General features: G+C 75.5%; 16 protein-coding genes and 1 tRNA gene. 7 read left to right on the top strand and 10 right to left on the bottom strand.

Annotation, left to right across the window (positions count from 1 at the left end; all coding sequences use genetic code 11):
• Positions 1-35 precede the first annotated feature (35 nt).
• Together PGB27_RS18700 and PGB27_RS18695 are read left to right on the top strand one after the other, a co-directional pair.
• Positions 36-1,715 carry a PPE domain-containing protein gene (locus PGB27_RS18700; protein ID WP_274201903.1) on the top strand — a complete coding sequence of 560 codons (1,680 nt, stop codon included), beginning with the start codon at positions 36-38 and terminating at the stop codon, positions 1,713-1,715.
• Complete coding sequence (locus tag PGB27_RS18695) at positions 1,712-2,533, top strand: ESX secretion-associated protein EspG (protein ID WP_274201902.1); 822 nt, start codon at positions 1,712-1,714, stop codon at positions 2,531-2,533. Before PGB27_RS18700 ends, PGB27_RS18695 begins: the two co-directional genes overlap by 4 nt.
• Before the next feature lie 136 nt (positions 2,534-2,669).
• Here PGB27_RS18695 and PGB27_RS18690 read toward each other — a convergent pair whose 3' ends face one another.
• The 3 genes from PGB27_RS18690 to PGB27_RS18680 are packed head-to-tail and all read right to left on the bottom strand — an operon-like array spanning position 2,670 to position 5,823.
• Entirely contained in the window at positions 2,670-3,599 is a 930-nt protein-coding gene (locus PGB27_RS18690; RefSeq protein ID WP_274201901.1) for a VWA domain-containing protein, read from the bottom strand.
• Between the two features lie 59 nt (positions 3,600-3,658).
• Complete coding sequence (locus tag PGB27_RS18685) at positions 3,659-4,684, bottom strand: AAA family ATPase (RefSeq protein ID WP_274201900.1); 1,026 nt, start codon at positions 4,682-4,684, stop codon at positions 3,659-3,661.
• Positions 4,685-4,698: 14 nt separating this feature from the next.
• A complete protein-coding gene (locus tag PGB27_RS18680) occupies positions 4,699-5,823 on the bottom strand; it encodes an NDMA-dependent alcohol dehydrogenase (RefSeq protein ID WP_274201899.1) in 1,125 nt (374 codons plus the stop codon).
• A gap of 163 nt (positions 5,824-5,986) precedes the next feature.
• Here PGB27_RS18680 and cysS point away from each other — a divergent pair, with 163 nt between their 5' ends.
• The gene (gene cysS / locus PGB27_RS18675; RefSeq protein ID WP_274201898.1) at positions 5,987-7,387 is read left to right on the top strand and encodes a cysteine--tRNA ligase; all 1,401 of its coding nucleotides are present in this window, start codon (positions 5,987-5,989) and stop codon (positions 7,385-7,387) included.
• Between the two features lie 4 nt (positions 7,388-7,391).
• Positions 7,392-8,423: a 23S rRNA (guanosine(2251)-2'-O)-methyltransferase RlmB gene (gene rlmB, locus PGB27_RS18670; protein WP_274201897.1), complete on the top strand. Its 1,032-nt coding sequence runs from the start codon at positions 7,392-7,394 to the stop codon at positions 8,421-8,423.
• Positions 8,424-8,454: 31 nt separating this feature from the next.
• Here the strand turns inward: rlmB and PGB27_RS18665 are convergent, their stop codons facing one another.
• Genes PGB27_RS18665 through PGB27_RS18650 form a run of 4 tightly spaced genes read right to left on the bottom strand, consistent with a single transcriptional unit; the run spans position 8,455 to position 12,753 of the window.
• A complete protein-coding gene (locus tag PGB27_RS18665) occupies positions 8,455-10,089 on the bottom strand; it encodes an adenylate/guanylate cyclase domain-containing protein (protein WP_274201896.1) in 1,635 nt (544 codons plus the stop codon).
• A gap of 42 nt (positions 10,090-10,131) precedes the next feature.
• The gene (locus PGB27_RS18660) at positions 10,132-10,977 is read right to left on the bottom strand and encodes a metal ABC transporter permease (protein ID WP_274201895.1); all 846 of its coding nucleotides are present in this window, start codon (positions 10,975-10,977) and stop codon (positions 10,132-10,134) included.
• A complete protein-coding gene (locus PGB27_RS18655; RefSeq protein ID WP_274201894.1) occupies positions 10,974-11,816 on the bottom strand; it encodes a metal ABC transporter ATP-binding protein in 843 nt (280 codons plus the stop codon). The genes PGB27_RS18660 and PGB27_RS18655 overlap by 4 nt, the downstream gene beginning before the upstream one ends.
• Positions 11,794-12,753, bottom strand: coding sequence for a metal ABC transporter solute-binding protein, Zn/Mn family (locus PGB27_RS18650; protein WP_274201893.1), 960 nt, complete (start codon positions 12,751-12,753; stop codon positions 11,794-11,796). The genes PGB27_RS18655 and PGB27_RS18650 overlap by 23 nt, the downstream gene beginning before the upstream one ends.
• A gap of 168 nt (positions 12,754-12,921) precedes the next feature.
• Between PGB27_RS18650 and PGB27_RS18645 the strand changes: the two genes are divergently transcribed.
• Positions 12,922-14,010, top strand: a complete 1,089-nt coding sequence (locus PGB27_RS18645) for a LacI family DNA-binding transcriptional regulator (RefSeq protein ID WP_274201892.1) — start codon at positions 12,922-12,924, stop codon at positions 14,008-14,010.
• Here the strand turns inward: PGB27_RS18645 and PGB27_RS18640 are convergent.
• Complete coding sequence (locus PGB27_RS18640; protein WP_274201891.1) at positions 14,007-15,437, bottom strand: alpha,alpha-trehalose-phosphate synthase (UDP-forming); 1,431 nt, start codon at positions 15,435-15,437, stop codon at positions 14,007-14,009. The genes PGB27_RS18645 and PGB27_RS18640 overlap by 4 nt on opposite strands.
• The gene (locus PGB27_RS18635; RefSeq protein WP_274201890.1) at positions 15,403-16,791 is read right to left on the bottom strand and encodes a threonine/serine exporter family protein; all 1,389 of its coding nucleotides are present in this window, start codon (positions 16,789-16,791) and stop codon (positions 15,403-15,405) included. Before PGB27_RS18635 ends, PGB27_RS18640 begins: the two co-directional genes overlap by 35 nt.
• Positions 16,792-17,114: 323 nt before the next feature.
• Here PGB27_RS18635 and PGB27_RS18630 point away from each other — a divergent pair.
• A tRNA-Thr gene (locus PGB27_RS18630) sits at positions 17,115-17,190 on the top strand.
• A gap of 2 nt (positions 17,191-17,192) precedes the next feature.
• On the opposite strand, the gene PGB27_RS18625 is transcribed toward PGB27_RS18630, so the two are convergent.
• A complete protein-coding gene (locus PGB27_RS18625; protein ID WP_274201889.1) occupies positions 17,193-17,867 on the bottom strand; it encodes a TetR/AcrR family transcriptional regulator in 675 nt (224 codons plus the stop codon).
• A gap of 119 nt (positions 17,868-17,986) precedes the next feature.
• Between PGB27_RS18625 and PGB27_RS18620 the strand changes: the two genes are divergently transcribed.
• Positions 17,987-18,757 (top strand): SDR family NAD(P)-dependent oxidoreductase, encoded by a 771-nt coding sequence (locus PGB27_RS18620; protein ID WP_274201888.1) that lies wholly within the window; start codon positions 17,987-17,989, stop codon positions 18,755-18,757.
• Positions 18,758-18,876 lie beyond the last annotated feature (119 nt).

Below are 18,876 nucleotides of genomic sequence, written 5' to 3'. Positions count from 1 at the left end.
GGCGTCTTCCTACGATCGCCGCGAGGAGGTGACCGGTGGCCCAGTCCGACCCACCGTTCCAGACCAACTGGTACGGCGTGCCGCACCAGGCGATCTGGGACGCCCTGAGCACGGGCCCCGGCTCACCCGGTTTCCACGACGCGGGCGCGCGCTGGCACGAGCTGGCCGACCGGATGGTCGCGGTCACCGACGCCGTCGGCCGCGCCAACACCACGCTCGGCGTCGCGTGGACGGGGGACTCGGCGTCGTCCGCGCAGGAGCGCGTGGAGCCGCTGCGGCCGTGGGTCGACCAGGCGCGGGGACTCGCCACGGCGGTGCGGGGCATCGGTGACCAGCAGGGGGCGCACCTCGAGGTCGCCCAGCGCGAGGTCCTGGCGGGCAAGGAACGCCCCGAGTTCGGGTCGGCCTGGGAGGCCGGGGTCGACGGCTACCTCGAGGGCTCGACCCTGTTCGGCACGGTGCCCGACGTCGGGATCGCCTCCCCGCTCTCGGTGCCCCTCGGGGGCGCCGACGCGCTCGCGCAGATCGCCCAGCAGCAGATCGCCGAGCGCCGGGCCCAACAGGCGATGGAGGAGTACCAGGGCGCGAGCGGCGGCTCGATGGCGACGCTGCCCCAGTTCGCAGGACCGCAGGGCACCGGTGTGACGCCGGCCGGGCTGCCGCCCGCGCCGCCGGTCGCGGCCAGCGCGGAGGGCGTGTTCGGCGTTCCCGTCGGGGCCGGCGGGGCCGGTGGTGGGGCGGGTGCGGGGGCCGGGGGCGTGCCTCCCGGCGCGACGACGACCGGCGTGCCCGGCAGCCCGAGCGCGCCGGGGAGCCCCGCGACCGGCGGCGCCGGCTCGGCCGGCGTGCCGGGCGGTGCTGGTCCCGGCGGTGCTGGTCCCGGCGGTGCTGGTCCCGGCGGCGCGGGAACGGGTGGCGCAGGGGCCGGGGGTGGCGTGGTGCCGCCCGGGGGTGCCGTGCCGGGCGGTGGTGCCGGGGGCGCGGGACGCGTGCCGCCGGGGGCACGGCCCGGGGCGACGCCGGGCGCCGTCCCGGGGCCGACGGGTGCCGGGCGCGGGCCGGGCGCGCCGGGGTCGACGGGCGCCGGTCGCGTGCCGGGTCTGCCGGGGACGCCGGGCGAGACGGGCGCCGGGCGCCCCGGTGGATCGGGCGTGGTCCCGGGTGCGAACGGTCTCCCGGGGACGAGCGGCGCGCCGGGCGCCGGCGTGCCGGGGTCGGGCGGAGCTGCGGGGTCGGGCGGGGTCGGGGGCTCGGGCGGGGTCGGCGGTCCGCGACCGGGTACGGCGGTCGGCGCCGGCGAGGCGCCCGGCGGCCGCGGCGCCGGCAGCCTGGGCGGTGGAGCGGGCGGGGGGTCCGGCCGTGGTCCCGGGGGAGGTCTGGGCGGTGGCCCCGGCGGTGGGCTCGGGGGAGGTCTCGGCGGCTCGGGTGGTGGAGCCGGCGGGGTGGGCGGCGGCGCCGGGGGCGGCGAGCCGGGACCGGGCGCGCGGGTCGGCGCCGGTGGCGGGGCAGCCGCGGAGGCCGCCGTCGCCCGTACGGCCGGGGCGGCCGCGGCCGAAGGTCGCGGCGGCGCGGTGCCGATGATCCCGCCGGCGGGCGTCGTCGGTGGGCAGGGCGGCGACGGTCAGCGACGCCGGCCCGACTACCTCTCCGAGGACGACCCGGACGCCATCGCCGGCGCGCTCCCCGCCACCACGCCTCCGGTGATCGGCGAGTGAGGGGCGTCCTGCCGATGACGCTGGGCTCGCGGTTCGCGGGCGCCCGGCTCGACGTGGGTCAGTACGTCGCGCTCTGGCGCCACCTCGGGTTCGACGCGCGCCCGGCCGCCCTGCACGTCCTCGACCACGGCCGCACCTACGCCGAGCGCGACGCCCTCGACGCCGCGGCTTGGCGAGGCCTCGCCGCGCAGGGGCTGCTCGACGACCGCGGTGCGCCCGACCCGGGCCTGGCCGACGCCCTCGGGGTCCTCGCGCGCCCGGCCTGCGAGCTCGACGTCGTCGTGCTCGCCGACAGGCGCGCGCCCCAGCCGACGCTCGCGGCCGCCCGCGGGACGCTCGGCGTCGTCGCCCGTCTCGACACCGAGGGCCTGCTCCTCGAGACCGTCGACCCCCACGACCTCGCCGGTGCCCTCCTCGCCCGCCTCCCCGACGTGCGCGCCGCGCCCGGGGTGCCGATGTCGCTGCCCGCCGACGCCCTGTTCGGCCGGGGCCTGACCCTCGGCGACCGCTGCCGCCGGGTCCGGCGCGCCGGCGCGTCCGCGCACCACGTCGAGCGCCTGCGGGCGATGTGGGCGCGCACCCCGGACCGCGCGATGACCTTCGGGGTGACCGCTCGCGACGCCGACGGCGTGCCGCGGCGCGGCCCGCGCACCGTCACCGTGCTCGACACCGAGGTCGGGCGCGTCGCGTGGGGCCTCGACGGCACGGGGCGCCGGGTCCTCGTCCACCCGATCGACCGGTCGCGCCTGCGCCACGAGCTCGCGGCCCTGCTCGACGGCCACGCCACGGATGTCGCGCGGCGTCGCGGCTCCGCGTAGGGCGTCGGCCGTCGCGGCGCCCGAAGTGTCGGGTGATCTGCGGCGGTGGGTCGGGTCGGGAGGTGGCCCCACCGTGGATGCTTCGAAAGCCGAAGCATCCACCACGAAGAGTCCGCCCCGCGGCGAGCAGCAGGCTCTACCGCAGCACCGCCCGCACGGCGGCCGGGGCGTCGGAAGGCTTGAACAGCGGCACCGACCGCCCGCCCCCGGCCGCGGCGAGGCGCGCGCAGGAGATCCGGGCCTCGTCGTCGTCGACCGTCACGAGCGTGTGCACGCGCGCGGGCCCTGACGCGCCGGCGACGGGTGCCGGGTCCTCGCCCTCGTTCCACGCCCCGTCGGTGAGGACGATGACGTCGGCGTGCGGCACCCGGGCCGCCGTGGCCTGGGCGAGCGCGGTGCGCAGGCCGAGGGCGAGGTCGGTGGTGGACCCGCCGCGCAGGTCGAGCAGCGAGTCGAGCACCTGCGACGCCGGCGCGGGGGAGTGCAGGTGGCGCAGGAGCACCGCCCGCGACCAGAACGCCACGACCGCGAGCTCGTCGTCGGTGCGCAGCCCCGCGGCGAGGGCGCCGGCCGTCGTCACGGCGGTGGTGAGCGGCTTGCCGGCCACCGACCCCGACGCGTCGACGAGCAGCACGATCGCCCGCCCCGGGGAGCGCCAGCCGCGCCAGCGGAGGTCCTCGGCGCGGATCGGGCGGTGCTCGAGGGAGCGCTCGAGGGTGGCGTCGAGGTCCAGGTCGAGGCCGTCGCCGGCGACGGTCGCGAGCCGGCTCGAGCCCCGCCGCTCGGTCTCGCCCGCGCGCGCCGGCGGCACGAGCAGGCGCACCGCGAGCCTCCGGGCCGCCGCGCGCAGGGCGGGATCGGTGGCGCGGGCGAGGTCGGCGAGGAGGTCGACGGTCGCGTCCGGGTCCTCCTCGTAGGCGCCCGACACGGCGGCCTCGTCCAGCACCCCGACCGTCGGGGTGACCTGCTCGAGGTCGTCGTGACGTCGCTGCAGGTCGGCGCGCGTCTCGGTGCGCCGGGCCTGGTCGCGCAGGAGCTGCTCGACCTCCTTGGGGTCGGTGACCACGCGCGGCGGGGCCCCGGGCGAGCGTCCCGACCCCGGCGGGGGCGGCGACCCGTCGGGGCTCAGGCTTTTCCCGGGTCACCGTCCTCGGCGCCGGGCTCGTCGACCGGGGCGCTCGCCGCCCACAGCTCGGCGACGACCTCCTCGACCGTCCGCGTCGACCCCTCGAGCATCTGCACGCGCCCGGACAGCGCGGCCAGCGCGGCGTCGGTGCCCGTCGTCTCGGCGGCCGGGGCGAGCCGGCCCGCGAGCGGCACGTCGCGCAGCTCGGCCAGCGACGCCGCGACGGCGACGAGGTCGAGCGCACCGCGCACCGACGAGCCCAGCCGCAGGTCGCGGTGCTCGCGCGTCGCCCGCGTGGCGCGCACGGCCCGCTCGACGAACGCGGCGTCGACCACGCCGTGGTCCCGGCGCACGATCGCGGTCTCCTCGTCGGCGCTCTGGTGCGCGAACCCGACGCGGCACGAGCGGTCGTAGAGCGCCGGGGTGATGCGCCCGGTGCCGACGGCGTCCGAGGGGTTCATCGCCGCGACCAGCCGGAAGCTCGGCGCGGCGTCGACGACCCCGAGGCGCGGCACGTGCAGGCGTCGCTCGGAGAGCACGCCGAGCAGCACGTTGAGCGTCTCCTCGGGGACGCGGTTGAGCTCCTCGACGTAGAGCAGGGCCCCCGAGGTCAGCGCGCGCACCAGGGGGCCGGGCACGAAGTTCTCGGGCCGGTAGTCCTCGGTCAGCACGCGGGAGGGGTCGTGGTGGCCGACGAGGCGCGCCGGGGACAGCTCGGCGTTGCCCTCGACGAGCTCGAGGCCGACGCCGGCGCCCTCGGCGAGCGCGCGCAGCAGGGTCGTCTTGCCGGTGCCCGGCGGCCCCTCCAGCAGGATGCTGCGCCCGGCGGCGAGCGCAGCGGCGATGACCTCCGACTCGCGCACGCGCCCGACGACGCGGGCGCGGGACGCGTCGATCATCGCGCGTACCGGGAGGGGGCCGGCGGTGGGCAGACCGGGGGCGGCCCCGGTGTCCTGGTGCACGGAGCGCAGCGGAGCTGCGCCCTCGGGCTCGGTGGACACCGGGGCCGCGGAACCGTTCGTCACGGGATGTGTGTACCTCAGTCGAAGATCAGGACGCCGCGGATGTTCTTGCCCGCGTGCATGTCCTCGTAGCCCTGGGCGACCTCGTCGAGCTTGTACTGCTTGGTGACGAGCTCGTCCAGCTTGAGCTTCCCGTGGTTGTACAGGTCGAGCATCTTCGGGATGTCGGCGTGCGGGTTCGACGACCCGAACAGCGAGCCCTTGAGCTTCTTCTCGAACAGGGTCAGCTCGCCGATCGGGATCGGCACGCCGATCTCGGTGATGTCGCCGAGGCCGGTGACGACGACGGTGCCCTGCTTGCGGATCGCGGCGAACGCCTCGCCGACGTGCTCGGGCTTGGTGATGCCGATGGTCACGAGCGCGACGTCGGCGCCCTGGCCGTTGGTGAAGCCCTTGGCGATCTCCGTGGCCTCCTCCATCGACTCGACCGCGTGGGTCGCGCCGAGCTCGAGGGCCTTCTCGCGCTTGAACGCGACCGGGTCGACGGCGATGACGTTGGCGGCGCCCGCGTGCGCGGCGCCCTGGACGGCGTTGGCGCCGATGCCGCCGATGCCCTGGATGATCACGGTGTCGCCGGGGGCCACGTCGCCGGTGTTGACGGCGGTGCCCCAGCCGGTGCCCACCGAGCAGCCGAGCAGGCAGGCGACCTCGAGCTTGGTGTCCTGCGGGACCTTGATCGCCGAGTCGACGGCGACGGTCGTGTACTCGGAGAAGGTCGAGATGCCGCACATCTGGCCGACGTTGCTGCCGTCCTCGAGGTGCAGACGGGTCGACGGGTCGGTCCAGCGGGTGCCCGCGAGGAGGCCGGCGCCGAGGTCGCAGAGGTTCGAGTGGCCGGTGGCGCACCAGCGGCACTTGCCGCAGGCGGGGAGGAAGGAGAAGACGACCTTGTCGCCGGCCTCCCAGCCCGGGGTGTTCGGGCCGACCGACTCCACGACCCCGCCACCCTCGTGGCCCCCGGCGAAGGGGTAGGTGCCGACGGGGATGTCACCGGTCGCGATGTGGTCGTCGGAGTGGCACAGACCCGACGCGACCATCTTGACCCGGATCTCGCCCTGACGCGGGTCGTCGACCTCGACCGTCGCCGTCTCGTACTTGCCCGGGGCCTGACGGACGAGAGACGTCCGGCACGTGATGGACAACGCTGACCACTCCTCGCGTAGCGAAATCGTCGAATGACTGGCGCGACTCTATGTCCGTCCTCACACCTTGGGAAGGGGCTTCCCGAACGATCGATCGGTTGGCGAGGAGCGCTCCCCCGACGGGCCGGTCAGGGCGGATCCAGCGTTCCGTAGGATCCGGGCGGTGAGCCTGCACCTGTACGACACCGCACGACGCGAGCTGCGGGAGTTCCGGCCGCAGCGCGCCGGCACGGCGTCGATCTACGTGTGTGGGGCCACCGTCCAGGGCGTGCCCCACGTCGGGCACGTGCGGTCGGGTCTCGACTTCGACGTGCTCCGCCGCTGGCTGACGCACAGCGGCTACGACGTGCTGCTGGTCCGCAACGTCACCGACATCGACGACAAGATCCTCACCAAGGCCGAGGCCGCCGGCCGGCCCTGGTGGGAGTGGGCGGCGACGCACGAGCGGGCGTTCGCCGCGGCCTACGACGCGCTGGGCTGCCTGCCGCCGTCGATCGAGCCGCGCGCGACCGGCCACGTCACCGAGATGATCGAGCTCATCGAGCGGCTCATCGAGCGCGGGCACGCCTACTCGGCCGGCGGCGACGTCTACTTCGCGGTGTCGACGTGGCCGTCCTACGGCGAGCTGTCCGGTCAGCGCCTCGAGGAGATGGAGCAGGGCGAGGGCAGCGACCCGCGCGGCAAGCGCGACCCCCGCGACTTCACGCTGTGGAAGGCGGCCAAGCCGGGCGAGCCGGACTGGCCGACGCCGTGGGGACGCGGACGCCCCGGCTGGCACCTCGAGTGCTCGGCGATGGCCACGCGCTACCTCGGCCCGCGCTTCGACATCCACGGCGGCGGGCTCGACCTCGTCTTCCCGCACCACGAGAACGAGCTCGCGCAGTCGCGCGCCGCGGGCGACGGGTTCGCCGAGTACTGGCTGCACAACGCCTGGGTGACGATGGCCGGGGCGAAGATGTCGAAGTCGCTCGGCAACACGCTGACCATCCCGGCCGTGCTCCAGCGGGTGCGCCCGGTGGAGCTGCGCTACTACCTCGTCGCGCCGCACTACCGCTCGACGCTGGAGTACTCCGAGGAGGCCCTGGCCGAGGCGGCCGCGGCGTACCACCGCATCGAGTCGTTCGTGCACCGCGTGCACGACCGGGTCGGCGCGGTCGAGGTCGGCCGGGTGAGCGACGCGTTCGCCGCCGCCCTCGACGACGACATCGCGACGCCGGCCGCGCTCGCCGAGGTCCACGAGACCGTGCGCCGGGGCAACGCCGCCCTCGACGCCGGGGCGCGCGACCAGGCGCTGGCGCTCGCGGGCGCGGTCCGGGCGATGACCGGCGTCCTCGGGCTCGACCCGGTCGTCTGGGCGGAGACCTCCGGCGCCGGCGGCTCGGGCGACGCCGCCCGCCAGGCCCTCGGGTCGCTGGTGGACGCGCTGCTCGAGCAGCGCACCCGCGCGCGGGCCGAGCGCGACTTCGCCCGCGCGGACGCCCTGCGCGACGAACTGACCGCCGCCGGCGTCGTCGTCGAGGACACCGCCGACGGACCCACCTGGACCCTCAAGGACGGTGCGTAGCGCCATGGCCGGCAACTCCCGCCGCCCGGGGGCCCGTCGCAACCCGGGCTCGAAGAAGGGCCCGACGAAGGGTTCCGGCGGCAAGAACCGCCGCAGCCTCGAGGGCAAGGGCCCGACGCCGCCCGCCGAGAAGCGCCCGAACCACAAGGCCTACCGCTCGGACGGCGCGTCGGCGTCGACGTCGCGCAGCCCGGGGGCCCGCCGTCCCGCGGGTGACGAGCGCGGGACCGCGCGCCGGGGCCCGTCGCGGCGGGAGGACCCGGACGGCCCGCAGACCGTGCTCGGGCGGAACCCGGTGGTCGAGAGCCTGCGCGCGCACAGCCCGGCGACCGCGCTCTACGTCGCGCAGAACATCGACGTCGACGACCGCGTCCGCGAGGCGATCAAGATGGCCTCCGAGCGGGGCGTCTCGGTGCTCGAGGTGCCGCGCGGCGACGTCGACAGGATGGCCGACGGCGCCCTGCACCAGGGGCTCGCGCTCGCGGTGCCGGCGTTCGAGTACCGGCACCCCGACGACCTCCTCGAGGAGGCACGCCAGCGGGCGCACCTGGCGCGGGTCGAGCCGCTGCTCGTGGCGCTCGACGGCGTGCAGGACCCCCGCAACCTCGGCGCGGTGCTGCGCTCGGCGGCGGCGTTCGGCGCGCACGGCGTGCTGCTGCCGCTGCGTCGGTCGGTCGGCGTGACGCCGGTGGCCTGGCGCACCTCGGCGGGGGCTGCCGCGCGCATTCCGGTCGGGCGCGCGACGAACCTGTCGCGGACCCTGACCAGCTGGCTCGACGAGGGCCTCGTCGCGGTGGGCCTCGACGGCGACGCGGGCACCGACATCGACGACCTCGACGACGTCGCCGGCCCGGACGCGGCCCGGGGTCCGCTGGTGCTGGTCGTGGGCTCGGAGGGCAAGGGCCTGTCGCGCCTCGTGCGCGAGACCTGCACGGGCGTGGTGTCCATCCCCATGGCGGGCGACGTGGAGTCGCTCAACGCCTCGGTGGCCGCGGGCGTGGCCCTGGCCGAGGTGGCGCGGCGCCGGCGCGCCTGACCAGGAGCAGCGAACGTGCTGTTCGCTGCTTCTACGCGCCCGAACTCCCCGTTCGCTCGAGCAGCTCGCCACCTTCGTCCGCGCAGGCCCCGGCGTGCTCGCGCGGCACGGCGAGGTCGGTCTCGCCCTCGCGGCCGCGCAGGACGCGGGCGTCGATGACCCGCCAGCGCTGGGCCTCGTCGCCGGCCCGGGACAGTGCCGCGCCCGAGGCCACCACGCAGCCGTCGATCTCCTTCGCCGCCTCGGTGAGCCGGGCCGCCTCGTTCACCGGGTCTCCGATCACCGTGTACTCGTAGCGGCGGGTGTCGCCGATGTTGCCCGCGACCGCCTCGCCCGCCGACACCCCGATGCCCGCCGCGATCCCGTCCAGCTCGGTGGCGATCCGCCGCGAGAGCTCCCGCCCGGCGCGCAGGGCGCAGCCGGCGGCGTCGTCGAGCGCGGTCGGCGCCCCGAACACCGCGAGCGCCGCGTCGCCCTCGAACTTGTTGATCCAGCCGTCGTGCTGCTCGACGACGTCGATGACCACCGCGAAGAACGCGTTGAGCATCTCGACGACCTCCTGCGGCGGGCGGGAGGCGGCGAGGCGCGTCGACCCGATGAGGTCGACGAACAGCACCGCGACCTCGCGGACCTCGCCGCCGAGCTCGACGTCGTTCTCCAGCGCCGTGCGCGCGACGTCCTCGCCGACGTGGCGGCCGAACAGGTCGCGCACCCGCTCCCGTTCCCGCAGGCCCGAGACCATGGTGTTGAAGCCGGCCTGGAGCAGCCCGAGCTCGGTGGTGTCGAAGACGGGCACCTCGGCGTCGTAGTCGCCGTCCTCGACGCGGCGCTGGGCGCGGCGCACGGCGAGCACGGGCGCGGCGGTCGAGGCCGCGGTGAGCACGGTGACGAGGAAGCCGACGACGAGCGCGACCCCGCCCAGCACGAGCACCACCAGCGCCAGCCGCTCGGTGGTGTAGCCGCCGAACGCCAGCGACGCCGCCGCCGCCAGCAGCACGCCGACCAGCGGTACCGCGGTGCCGAGCGCCCACGAGCCCACCGACCGCAGCGCGACGCCGGGCAGCACGCGGCCCGCCGGCGGCTTGTCGTTGAGCACGCGCGCGACCTCGCGGCGCAGCACCCGCTCGACCAGCCGGTAGGTCACGGCGACGGTCGCGACGCCGCCCAGCCCGACGGTGATGCCCACCGAGAGCCCCAGCCGCGGGCTCGAGAAGACGTTGAGGAGCACGAACAGCACGAGCGCCGCGATCCACAGCACCGTCTGCACCGTCGCGAGCCGCAGCGGCCCGCGCAGCACCACGCGGCGCACACGCTTGCGGTGGCGGCGCACGGCGGCGTCGTCGGCCCCCGGTCCGGGCGCGCGGGGCACGCGCATCCGGAGGTGACCCCAGATCGAGCCGACGACGACGGCGGCGAGCAGGTAGGCGCCGAACGCGACGAGGTTGCGCATCAGCGCGCCCGGGTCGTCCTCGACCAGCTCGCCGAGCGGGAGCACCCAGGCCGCGACGACGAGCACGACGCCCGCGCCGACGATGTTGGGGGTGACGACGACGAGCGCGAGCGCCACCCGCGTCACCAGCCGCAGGCCGCGGTCCTCGGATCCCCCGGCGCGTGCGGTGCGACGCGTGTGTTCGGCGTCCTCGGCACCCCGGCCGCCCTGGGACATGCGGCGGACTCTAGCGGCGCGGTGTCACCCGGACAGCGCAGCTCACGGTGTGGCGACGGCGACGCGTCGCCGGGTCCGCAGCGCGCCGAGCGCCCGGCAGACCAGGTAGATCACGAACGCGATCGAGGCGACGAACGGGCTGATCGGCAGCCCCGCGTCGAGCGACGCCACGATCCCGCCGACCACCGCGATCTCGGCGAACACCACCGCGAGCACCGAGGCCAGCGTCGGCGAGGCGGTCACCTGGGCGGCCGCGGCCGCGGGCGTGATGAGCAGGCAGAGCACGAGCAGGGCGCCGACGATCTGCACGCCGAGCGCGACCGTGACGCCCAGCAGCACCGCGAAGACGATCGACAGCGCCCGCACCGGCACCCCGCGGGCGGCGGCCATGTCGGGGTCGAGGCTCGCGAACAGCAGCGGCCGGCGGACCACCGCCAGCACCACCAGCACGACCACCCCGACGACGGTCAGCGTCAGCACGTCGCCGACGTCGACCCCGACGATCTGCCCCACGAGCAGGCCGAACTTGTTCGCCGACCGCCCCGTGTAGAGCGCCTGGAAGAGCACGCCGAGCCCGAGGCCGAACGAGAGCAGCACGCCGATCACCGAGTCGCGCTCGCGCTGCGCCCGCCCGAGCGCGCCGAAGAGCAGCGCGACCAGCACCGCACCGATCAGCGCGCCCCACCCGATCGCCTCGGTGCCGAACACGAGCAGCGCCCCCGCCCCGCCGGCGAACGCGAGCTCGGCCGTGCCGTGCACCGAGAACGCCATCCCGCGGCCGACGACGAGCGGCCCGAGGAGCCCCGCGAGCACGGCCAGGACGACGCCCGCGACGAGGGCGTTGCGGACGAAGTCGAGCGCGAGCAGGTCGAGCAGCGAGTACGTCACCGCGGCCCGCCCCCCGTGTGCACGAGGCGGTCCTCGGCGCCGACGACGACGATGCGGTCGCGCACGCGCACCACGTCGACGTCGGTGCGGTAGAGCTCGGAGAGCGTCTCGGAGGTCATGACCTCGTCGGGCGTGCCGATCCGGAACCGGCCGTCGACCAGGTAGAGCACCCGGTCGGTGACGGGCAGGACCGGGTTGAGCTCGTGGGTCACGAACACCACGGCGGTGCCGTGCTCGCGGCGGCGGCGCTCGAGCAGCTCGACGACGGCGCGCTGGCGGGCCAGGTCGAGCGAGTGCAGCGGCTCGTCGGCGAGCAGCAGGCCGGGGTCCCCGACGAGCGCCTGCGCGATCCGCAGCCGCTGCTGCTCCCCGCCGGACAGCGCGCCGACCGGCGCGTCGGCGAGGTCCAGGGCGTCGACCTGCAGCAACGCCTCGCGCACCTTCCGGGCCCGCTCGGCCCGGCCGCGGAACGGCAGGCCGAAGCGGTGCCCGTCGAGCCCCAGCCCGACGAGGTCGCGTCCGCGCAGCGGGGTGAGCGCGTCCATGCTCGTCTGCTGCGGGACGTAGCCGACGTCCGCGCTGCCCCGGTGCGGGGCGCGCCCGGCCACCTCGCACGTCCCCACCGCGAGCGGCAGCAGCCCCAGCAGCACGGTCAGCAACGTCGTCTTGCCCGAGCCGTTCGGGCCCAGCACGGCGACGAACTCCCCGGGCTCGACGTCGAGGTCGAGCCCGGTCCAGAGCGTGCGACCCCCGCGGCGGACCTCTGCGTCGGTCAGGCGGATCGACGGCGTCACGAGCAGTACCTCGACGAACAGGTCACGCAGGGGCCCCCAGGGCACGGGCGAGCTCGGCGCGGGTGGCGTCGAGCCAGGTCAGGTAGTCCTGCCCGGCGGGCAGTGTCTCGGTCACGTTCACCACCGGCACCCCCGCACCCGTTGCGGCGTCGCGCAGCTGGGTCGTGATCGGGGTCTCGGTCTGCGGATTGAACACCAGCGCGTCCACGCCCCGCGACGCGACGAGCTGGTTCGTCTCCGCGAGGGTGGCGGCCGGCGGGTCGGTCTCGTTCTCGATCGCCTCGCTGAACGCCGGCGGGGTGGCGTCGGCGACGCCCGCGGTGGCCAGCAGGTACTGCGCGATCGGCTCGGTGGCGACCACGCGGGTGCCGGGGCGCGCCTGCCCGATCGCGGCGAGGCGCGCGGCCTGCTCGTCGACGCGACCCGAGAACGCGGTCGCCCGCTCGCGCAGCGCGGCGGCCTGAGCGGGCTCGGCGGCGGCGAGGCGCTCGGCCACCTGGCTGACGACGCCCTTCACCGCGGTCGGGTCGAACCACACGTGCTCGTTCTCCTGCGCCTGGTCGCCGCGCAGCGCGAACGCCTCGATCGCGCGGCCCTGCAGGGCCGGGTCGGACGCGAGGATCTGCTCGACCCAGTCGTCGTAGTGCCCGCCGTTGACCACGATGAGGTCGGCGTTCGCCAGGGCCGCGGCGTCGGCCGGGGTGCTCTCGTAGGAGTGCGGGTCGGCGGCCGGGTCCTGGATGATCGACCGCACCTCGACGCCCGGGCCGGCGATCGCGCTCGCCACCGAGCCCCAGACGTTCGTCGTGGCCACGACCGTCAGCGTGCGCCCCGGGGCCGGTGCGGGCGACCCCGGAGTCTGCGCCGGCGCGGGTGCCGCCGCGGGGGCACTCCCTCCGGACCCGCCGCCGCAGGCGACCAGCACCAGCAACGCTCCGAGCAGTGCGGCCACCAGGGACACGGGACGGGCACGGACGGGCACGGGGCGCTCCTCATCGGTCGGAACCGGGTCGGTCGATCGCAAACGATAACGGTTATCGATTGCGGGTGGGACCCTCGGTGTCCTCCGAGCAGGTCACACCCGGCGCATCGGGGCGCCCATCGGTCGCGTGGAGTGGCCCTAGATCGAAACAGTCGCTACCGTCGGGTGGTGGCCGAGGCACTCGAGGGGCGCCGTTCGCGGCGGACCGCCACGCTGGCCTCGCTGGCCGCGGAGCTGGGCGTGTCGCGCACGACGGTGTCGAACGCCTACAACCGCCCCGACCAGCTCTCGCCGGCGTTGCGCCGCCGCGTGCTCGACACCGCGCGCCGCCTCGGCTACCCCGGTCCGGACCCCGTCGCCCGCTCGCTGCGCACCCGCAAGGCCGGCGCGGTCGGCCTGCTGCTCACCGAGGCGCTGTCGTACGCGTTCCGCGACCCGGTGGCCGTCCAGTTCCTCGAGGGGCTCGCGCTGGCCTGCGAGGACAACGGCTCGGGCCTGCTGCTCGTCCCCGTGAGCCCGGAGGCCGACGACCCGGGCGCGGTCGCGCGCGCGGGCGTCGACGGGTTCGTCGTGTACTCGATGCCCGACGACGACGACAACTTCCACGCGGTGCTCGAGCGCCCGGTCCCCGTCGTCGTCTGCGACCAGCCGACGGCCGTCCCCGACGTCGACCGCGTCGGCATCGACGACCACGCCGCGATGGTCGACATGGCCCGCCACCTCGCGGGGCTGGGCCACCGGCGGATCGGCGTGCTCTGCATGCGCCTGTCCACCGAGCGCAACGACGGCTTCGCGAGCGTCGAGCGCCAGCAGCGCGCCCGCTACGAGGTCCAGCGCCGCCGCCTCGCGGGCCTGCGCGAGGGCTTCGGCGAGGCCGGCGTGGACTGGTCGACGGTCCCGGTGGTCGAGCGCTACGACCACAGCGAGTCGGCCGGCGCCTCGGCCGCCGAGCAGCTGCTCGCCCAGCACGACGTCACCGCGCTGGTGTGCACGTCGGACATCCTGGCCCTCGGCGCGCTCCGCCACGCCCGCCAGGCCGGCCGCTCCGTGCCCGGCGACCTCAGCATCACCGGCTTCGACGGTGTCCCGGCCGCCGAGCGCGCCGAGCTGACGACCATCCGCCAGCCGACCCTGGACAAGGGCCGCGCCGCGGGCGAGCTGTTGCTCGACCGCGGCGACCGCCAGCGCTCCCGGACCCTCCTGCTGCCCACCGAGCTGCTCGCCCGCGCAACGTCGGGCCCGGCCCGCGAGGGTTAGGACCCGACGCCCAGCGCCTCGAGGAACCCGGCGGCCCAGCGCTCGACGTCGTGCGTCAGCACCTGCTCGCGCATGAGGCCCATGCGCCGGCGGGCCTCCTCGTGGTCCAGCGACGCCGCGGTGACGATCGCGTCGCCGACGGCGTCGATGTCGTGCGGGTTGACGAGGAACGCGCCCGCGCCCAGATCGTCCGCGGCGCCGGTGAACTCCGAGAGCACCAGCGCGCCGTCGCCGTCGGGGCGGGACGCGACGTACTCCTTGGCGACGAGGTTCATGCCGTCGCGGTAGGGCGTCACGAGCATGACGTCGGCGGCCCGGTAGAAGGCGACGAGCTCGTCGCGCGGGGTCGACTGGTGCACGTAGTGGATCACCGGGTGCCCGATCGAGCCGTACTCGCCGTTGACGCGCCCGACGGTGAGCTCGATGTCGTCGCGCATCTCGGCGTAGTGCTCGACGCGCTCGCGGCTCGGCGTCGCCACCTGGATGAGCACCGTCTCGGCGGGGTCGAGCCGCCCGTCCTCGAGCGTCTCCGCGAACGCCTGCAGGCGGACGTCGATGCCCTTGGTGTAGTCGAGGCGGTCGACGCCGAGCAGGACCGTGCGCGGGTCGCCCAGCTCGTGGCGCAGGGCCTCGGCCCGCTGCGCCACCGCCTCGTCGCGGGCGGTCTCGTCGAGGTGCCCGGCGTCGACGGAGATGGGGTGCGCGCCGATGGTGATCGTGCGCCCGTCCGGCGCGGTGACGTGCCCCGCCGAGCCGTCGACGGTGATCGGGGCGTCGTCGGCCGTCGCGTCGGTGAGGAGGGCGGCGACGCGGCGGAAGTTCTCGGCGCCCCCGACCGTCTGGAACCCGACGACGTCGGCCCCCAGCAGGCCCTCGACCACCGGGCGCCGCCACGGCAGCTGGGCGAACAGCTCGGCGGGCGGGAAGGGGATGTGCAGGAAGAAGCCGATCCGCAGATCCGGGCGCCGCTCGCGCAGCATCCGCGGGACGAGCTGGAGCTGGTAGTCCTGCACCCACACCGTCGCCCCCTCCGCGGCGGCGTCGGCGGCGGCCTCCGCGAAGCGCTCGTTGACCGTCCGGTAGGCCTCCCACCACGAGCGCTCGAAGCGTGGCCGGGCCACGACGTCGTGGTAGAGCGGCCAGAGCGTCGCGTTGGCGAAGCCCTCGTAGTAGGCGGCGACCTCGTCGGCGCTGATCGACACCGGGCGGATGGCCATGCCCTCGTCGTCGAACGGCGCCGGCGCCGCGTCGGGCTTGCCCGGCCACCCCACCCACGCGCCGCCACGGGAGCGCAGCGTGGGTTCGAGTGCGGTGACCAGGCCTCCCGGGGCGCGGCGCCACTCGCCGTCGTCGTCGAGGTCGAAGGGCAACCGGTTGGCCACCACCAGCAGGTCAGAAGACCCGGGGGCGTCCTCGGTGTGCGTCACGTGCTCTGTCCTCCGCGGTGACTCCGAACAGCAGACGGCGGACCAGCCGCTGCAGGGGCCAGCCGATCTGCTCCCCGACCGAGACCCCGGCCGCGAGGGCGAGACCGAAGGTCAGGGCCAGCAGGATCGTCACCGCCCCCTGGGCGACGCTGCCGTACGCGAGCTGCGAGAACCCGCGGTACATCGTCAGACCTGGGAGGAGCGGCGTGATCCCGGCAATCACCAGCACCAGCGGGGGTGTACCCAGTGCGCGGGGCAGCAGCATCGCGACGAGGCCCAGCGCCGCGGCGGCGAGGGCGGCGGCGACGACCTCGCCGGCCCCGACCAGGCCGAGGACCGCGTAGGCGGCCCACGCCGTCGCCCCGGCCAGGGCCGCGAGCGGCAGCGACCGCCACGGCGCGTAGGCCGATAGCGCGAACAACATCCCGGCCGCCGCGGCCGCGACCAGCGAGAGCGGGTGCAGCGACGGCAGCGGCCCCGGCGGCACGACGGCGGCGTAGGCGCCCGCGTCGGTCCCCAGCACCGTGCCGATGAGCTTGATGCTGACGACGACGCCGACCAGCAGTCCCGCCGACGCGATGACGACCTCGACGACGCGCCCCGCGGCCGTCAACGGGAAGCCCGTGATGGCGTCCTGCACGAGACCCACGAGCGACAGGCCCGAGAGCAGCACGACGATCCCGGCCGCGATGACGAACACCGGTGAGTCGTCGAGCGTGCCGGTCCAGGCCAGCGACGTCGCGCTGAGCGTCACGATGGCCGCGCCGACCATCTGCTGGAAGAACATCGGCACCCCACGGCGGCCCAGCCAGCGCGCGACCGCCCAGATGACGCCCGTGGCGACGGTGGCGAGCGCGGCGACGACGAAGCCGCCACCGAGCAAGAACGCGACCGCGCCCGCGAACAGCGACCGCGCGATCCCGGCGACGAAGCGCGGGTACGGGTGGTTCGCGCGCACGGCGTTGCCGAGGCGGGTGCTCGCCTCCTCGACGGGCGTGGGCTCCTCGCGGTCGACGATGGCGGTGATGATGTCGTCGACCTCGGTCAGGCGCGTGTAGTCCTGCGTCCGGTAGCGGACGTTGCGCATCGTCGTCACCGGGCCGGCCTCGTTGCCGCGGTGACAGCACATGGTGATCGTCGAGAACGCGATGTCGACGTCGCAGGTCGGCAGACCGTAGGCGCGCGCGATCGCGAGCATCGTGTCGTGCGCGACGGCCGCGCCGGCGCCTGTCGCGAGCTGGACCTCGCCGATGCGCAGGGCGAGGTCGAGCACGCGCAGGACCAGCGCGTCCTCGGCGACCTGCGGGCCGGGGACGGCCGGCAGGAGGTTGTCGCGGACCGTCGGCGCGTCCACGGCGCGCCGCAGGTCGGGTGTGACGGGGAACTGTCGACGGAGCGAGCCTCGTGCTCGCTGGGCCACCCCCACGGGCGGACCTTCCTCTCCTTGCTCTCCGGTGTGCTCGGGCCGCGGACGGTGCACGCCGGGAATCCTCATCCAGCCACCTGCGCAGACGTGTGGGAGTGGATCGTGGTTGCCGGGCGGGAGCGTGCGTCACGTCCCACCCGACCCGGCCCGCCGGGGCCCCCGCCCACCCACCGACCGACGCACGAGGCTACGGCCCCGCCCCTGTGGGCGGGGTCTCCGTGCGGGCCCGGCTTCCGTACCATGGCCCGCGTGCCGGCGTAGCTCAATCGGCAGAGCGCTCGCCTTGTAAGCGAAAGGTCCGGGGTTCGATTCCCCGCGCCGGCTCCAGGTCAACGGGGAGACGCGCTGCGTGATTCCTCCGGCACCGCGTGCCGCGCGTGCACCGTCAGGGCGGCCTCCTCGACCGCACGCGCCACGCTCGCCGCGTCCGGGTCCCAGTCGAGCAGCAACATCCGGGGCCAGAGGACGTAGTTGGCGATCATGCCGAGGAACTGGGTGGTCACCAGGTCGGCGTCCTCGAACTGCAGGGTGCCGGCGTGCTGCTCGGCGAGCAGGTGGTCGCGCACCGAGTCGAAGAACGGCATCTTGCCCAGGTCGAAGTGCGTGCGCCCGAGCTCGGGGAAGCGCGGGAGCTCGGCGATGACGATGCGGAACAGGTCGGCCATGCCGGGCCGGGTCAACAGGTCCGCGTACCGGGTGCCGAGCGTCGTCAGCGCGGCCACGGGGTCACCGGGCACGGGAGGGGCCTGCTCGTCCTCGATGGCCCACGACGTGGTCACCATGGCGCTGAACAGCTCGGCCTTGGTCGGGAACTGCTTGAACAGCGTGGCCCGCGAGACCCCGGCCTCGGCAGCCACCTTCGCCAGCGAGGTGCCGTCGTAACCGAGATCGAGGAAGAGCCGACGAGCAGCGCCCAGCAGCGCCTCCCGATTCCTCCGGGCCAGGTCACGGTGGTAGCGCGCCGCTCCCGACGATCCTGCCGGCGCCGACTCGTTCCCGTGCATGGCGACCATCCTGCCGGGAGCCGGCCCGAGAGGCGAGCCGCTTGACTCACCTCTCTGGGCATGGTTGCCTCGACATGAGGCGAGCGGACCGACTCACCTCGTGGATCGAGGAGGGCACGATGCGACGCTTCGAGGGACGGACGGTGCTCGTGACCGGGGCGACCGGCGGGATGGGGCGTAGCCACGTGCAGGCGTTCCACCGCGAGGGTGCGGCCGTGGTGATCGCTGCGCGTGACGAGGCGGCCGGGGTCACGCTGGCCGAGCAGCTCGGGGAGAGGGCGCTCGCGGTCCGACTCGACGTCACCGACGAGCAGCAGTGGGCGGCCGCGGTCGCGGCGGCCGAGCAGCGATTCGGGCCCGTCTCGGTCCTGGTCGCCAACGCCGGGGTGCAGCACCCGCCGACGCTGCTCGAGGACGCCGGCCGCAGGCTGTGGGACACCGTCACCGCCGTGAACGTCACGGGCACCGCGCTCGGCATCCGAGCCGTCGCACCCTCGATGCGCCGGGGTGGCGGCGGGGTGATCGTCACCGTCGCCTCGACGATGGGCCACGTCGGCACGGCTGCCTTCGGACCGTACGTCGCCGCGAAGTGGGCCGTGCGCGGACTGACCAGGACCGCCGCGCTGGAGCTGGGACGCGACGACATCCGCGTCGTGTCGCTGACGCCGGGAGTGGTGGCCACACCGTTGATCACCGAGCCGCTCGCCGACGGGGTGCCGGCCATCGCCGAGGTCTTCGACCCCGAGCCGTTCGCCGTCCCGCGGCTCGGTGAGCCGGACGAGATCAGCCGCGCACTCCTGTTCCTCGCCTCCCCCGACGCCGCCTTCGTCACCGGTTCCGAGCTCGTCATCGACGGCGGGCTACTGCTCGGCCCGGCACTGCGCGCCTGAACACGGAAGGGTGTGTTGGTCGGCCTCGCTCTCGAGGTCCTGGGACCACGCCTCGGGGCACAGGGGCCATCAGGCGTGCGTCGAGTGACCGGACCGGCGTCACGCCTCGCCGGCGATCG

The organism is Actinomycetospora lemnae (assembly GCF_028737315.1).
Lineage (GTDB): Bacteria > Actinomycetota > Actinomycetes > Mycobacteriales > Pseudonocardiaceae > Actinomycetospora > Actinomycetospora lemnae.
This window is presented reverse-complemented; position numbering and strand designations above follow the sequence as displayed.

Bases quoted from the DNA above. Each gene is read 5' to 3' on its own strand.
- PGB27_RS18625 (WP_274201889.1), bottom strand. From the start codon at position 17,867: ATGCACGGGAACGAGTCGGCGCCGGCAGGATCGTCGGGAGCGGCGCGC.
- PGB27_RS18620 (WP_274201888.1), top strand. From the start codon at position 17,987: ATGCGACGCTTCGAGGGACGGACGGTGCTCGTGACCGGGGCGACCGGC.
- rlmB (WP_274201897.1), top strand. From the start codon at position 7,392: ATGGCCGGCAACTCCCGCCGCCCGGGGGCCCGTCGCAACCCGGGCTCG.
- PGB27_RS18665 (WP_274201896.1), bottom strand. From the start codon at position 10,089: ATGTCCCAGGGCGGCCGGGGTGCCGAGGACGCCGAACACACGCGTCGC.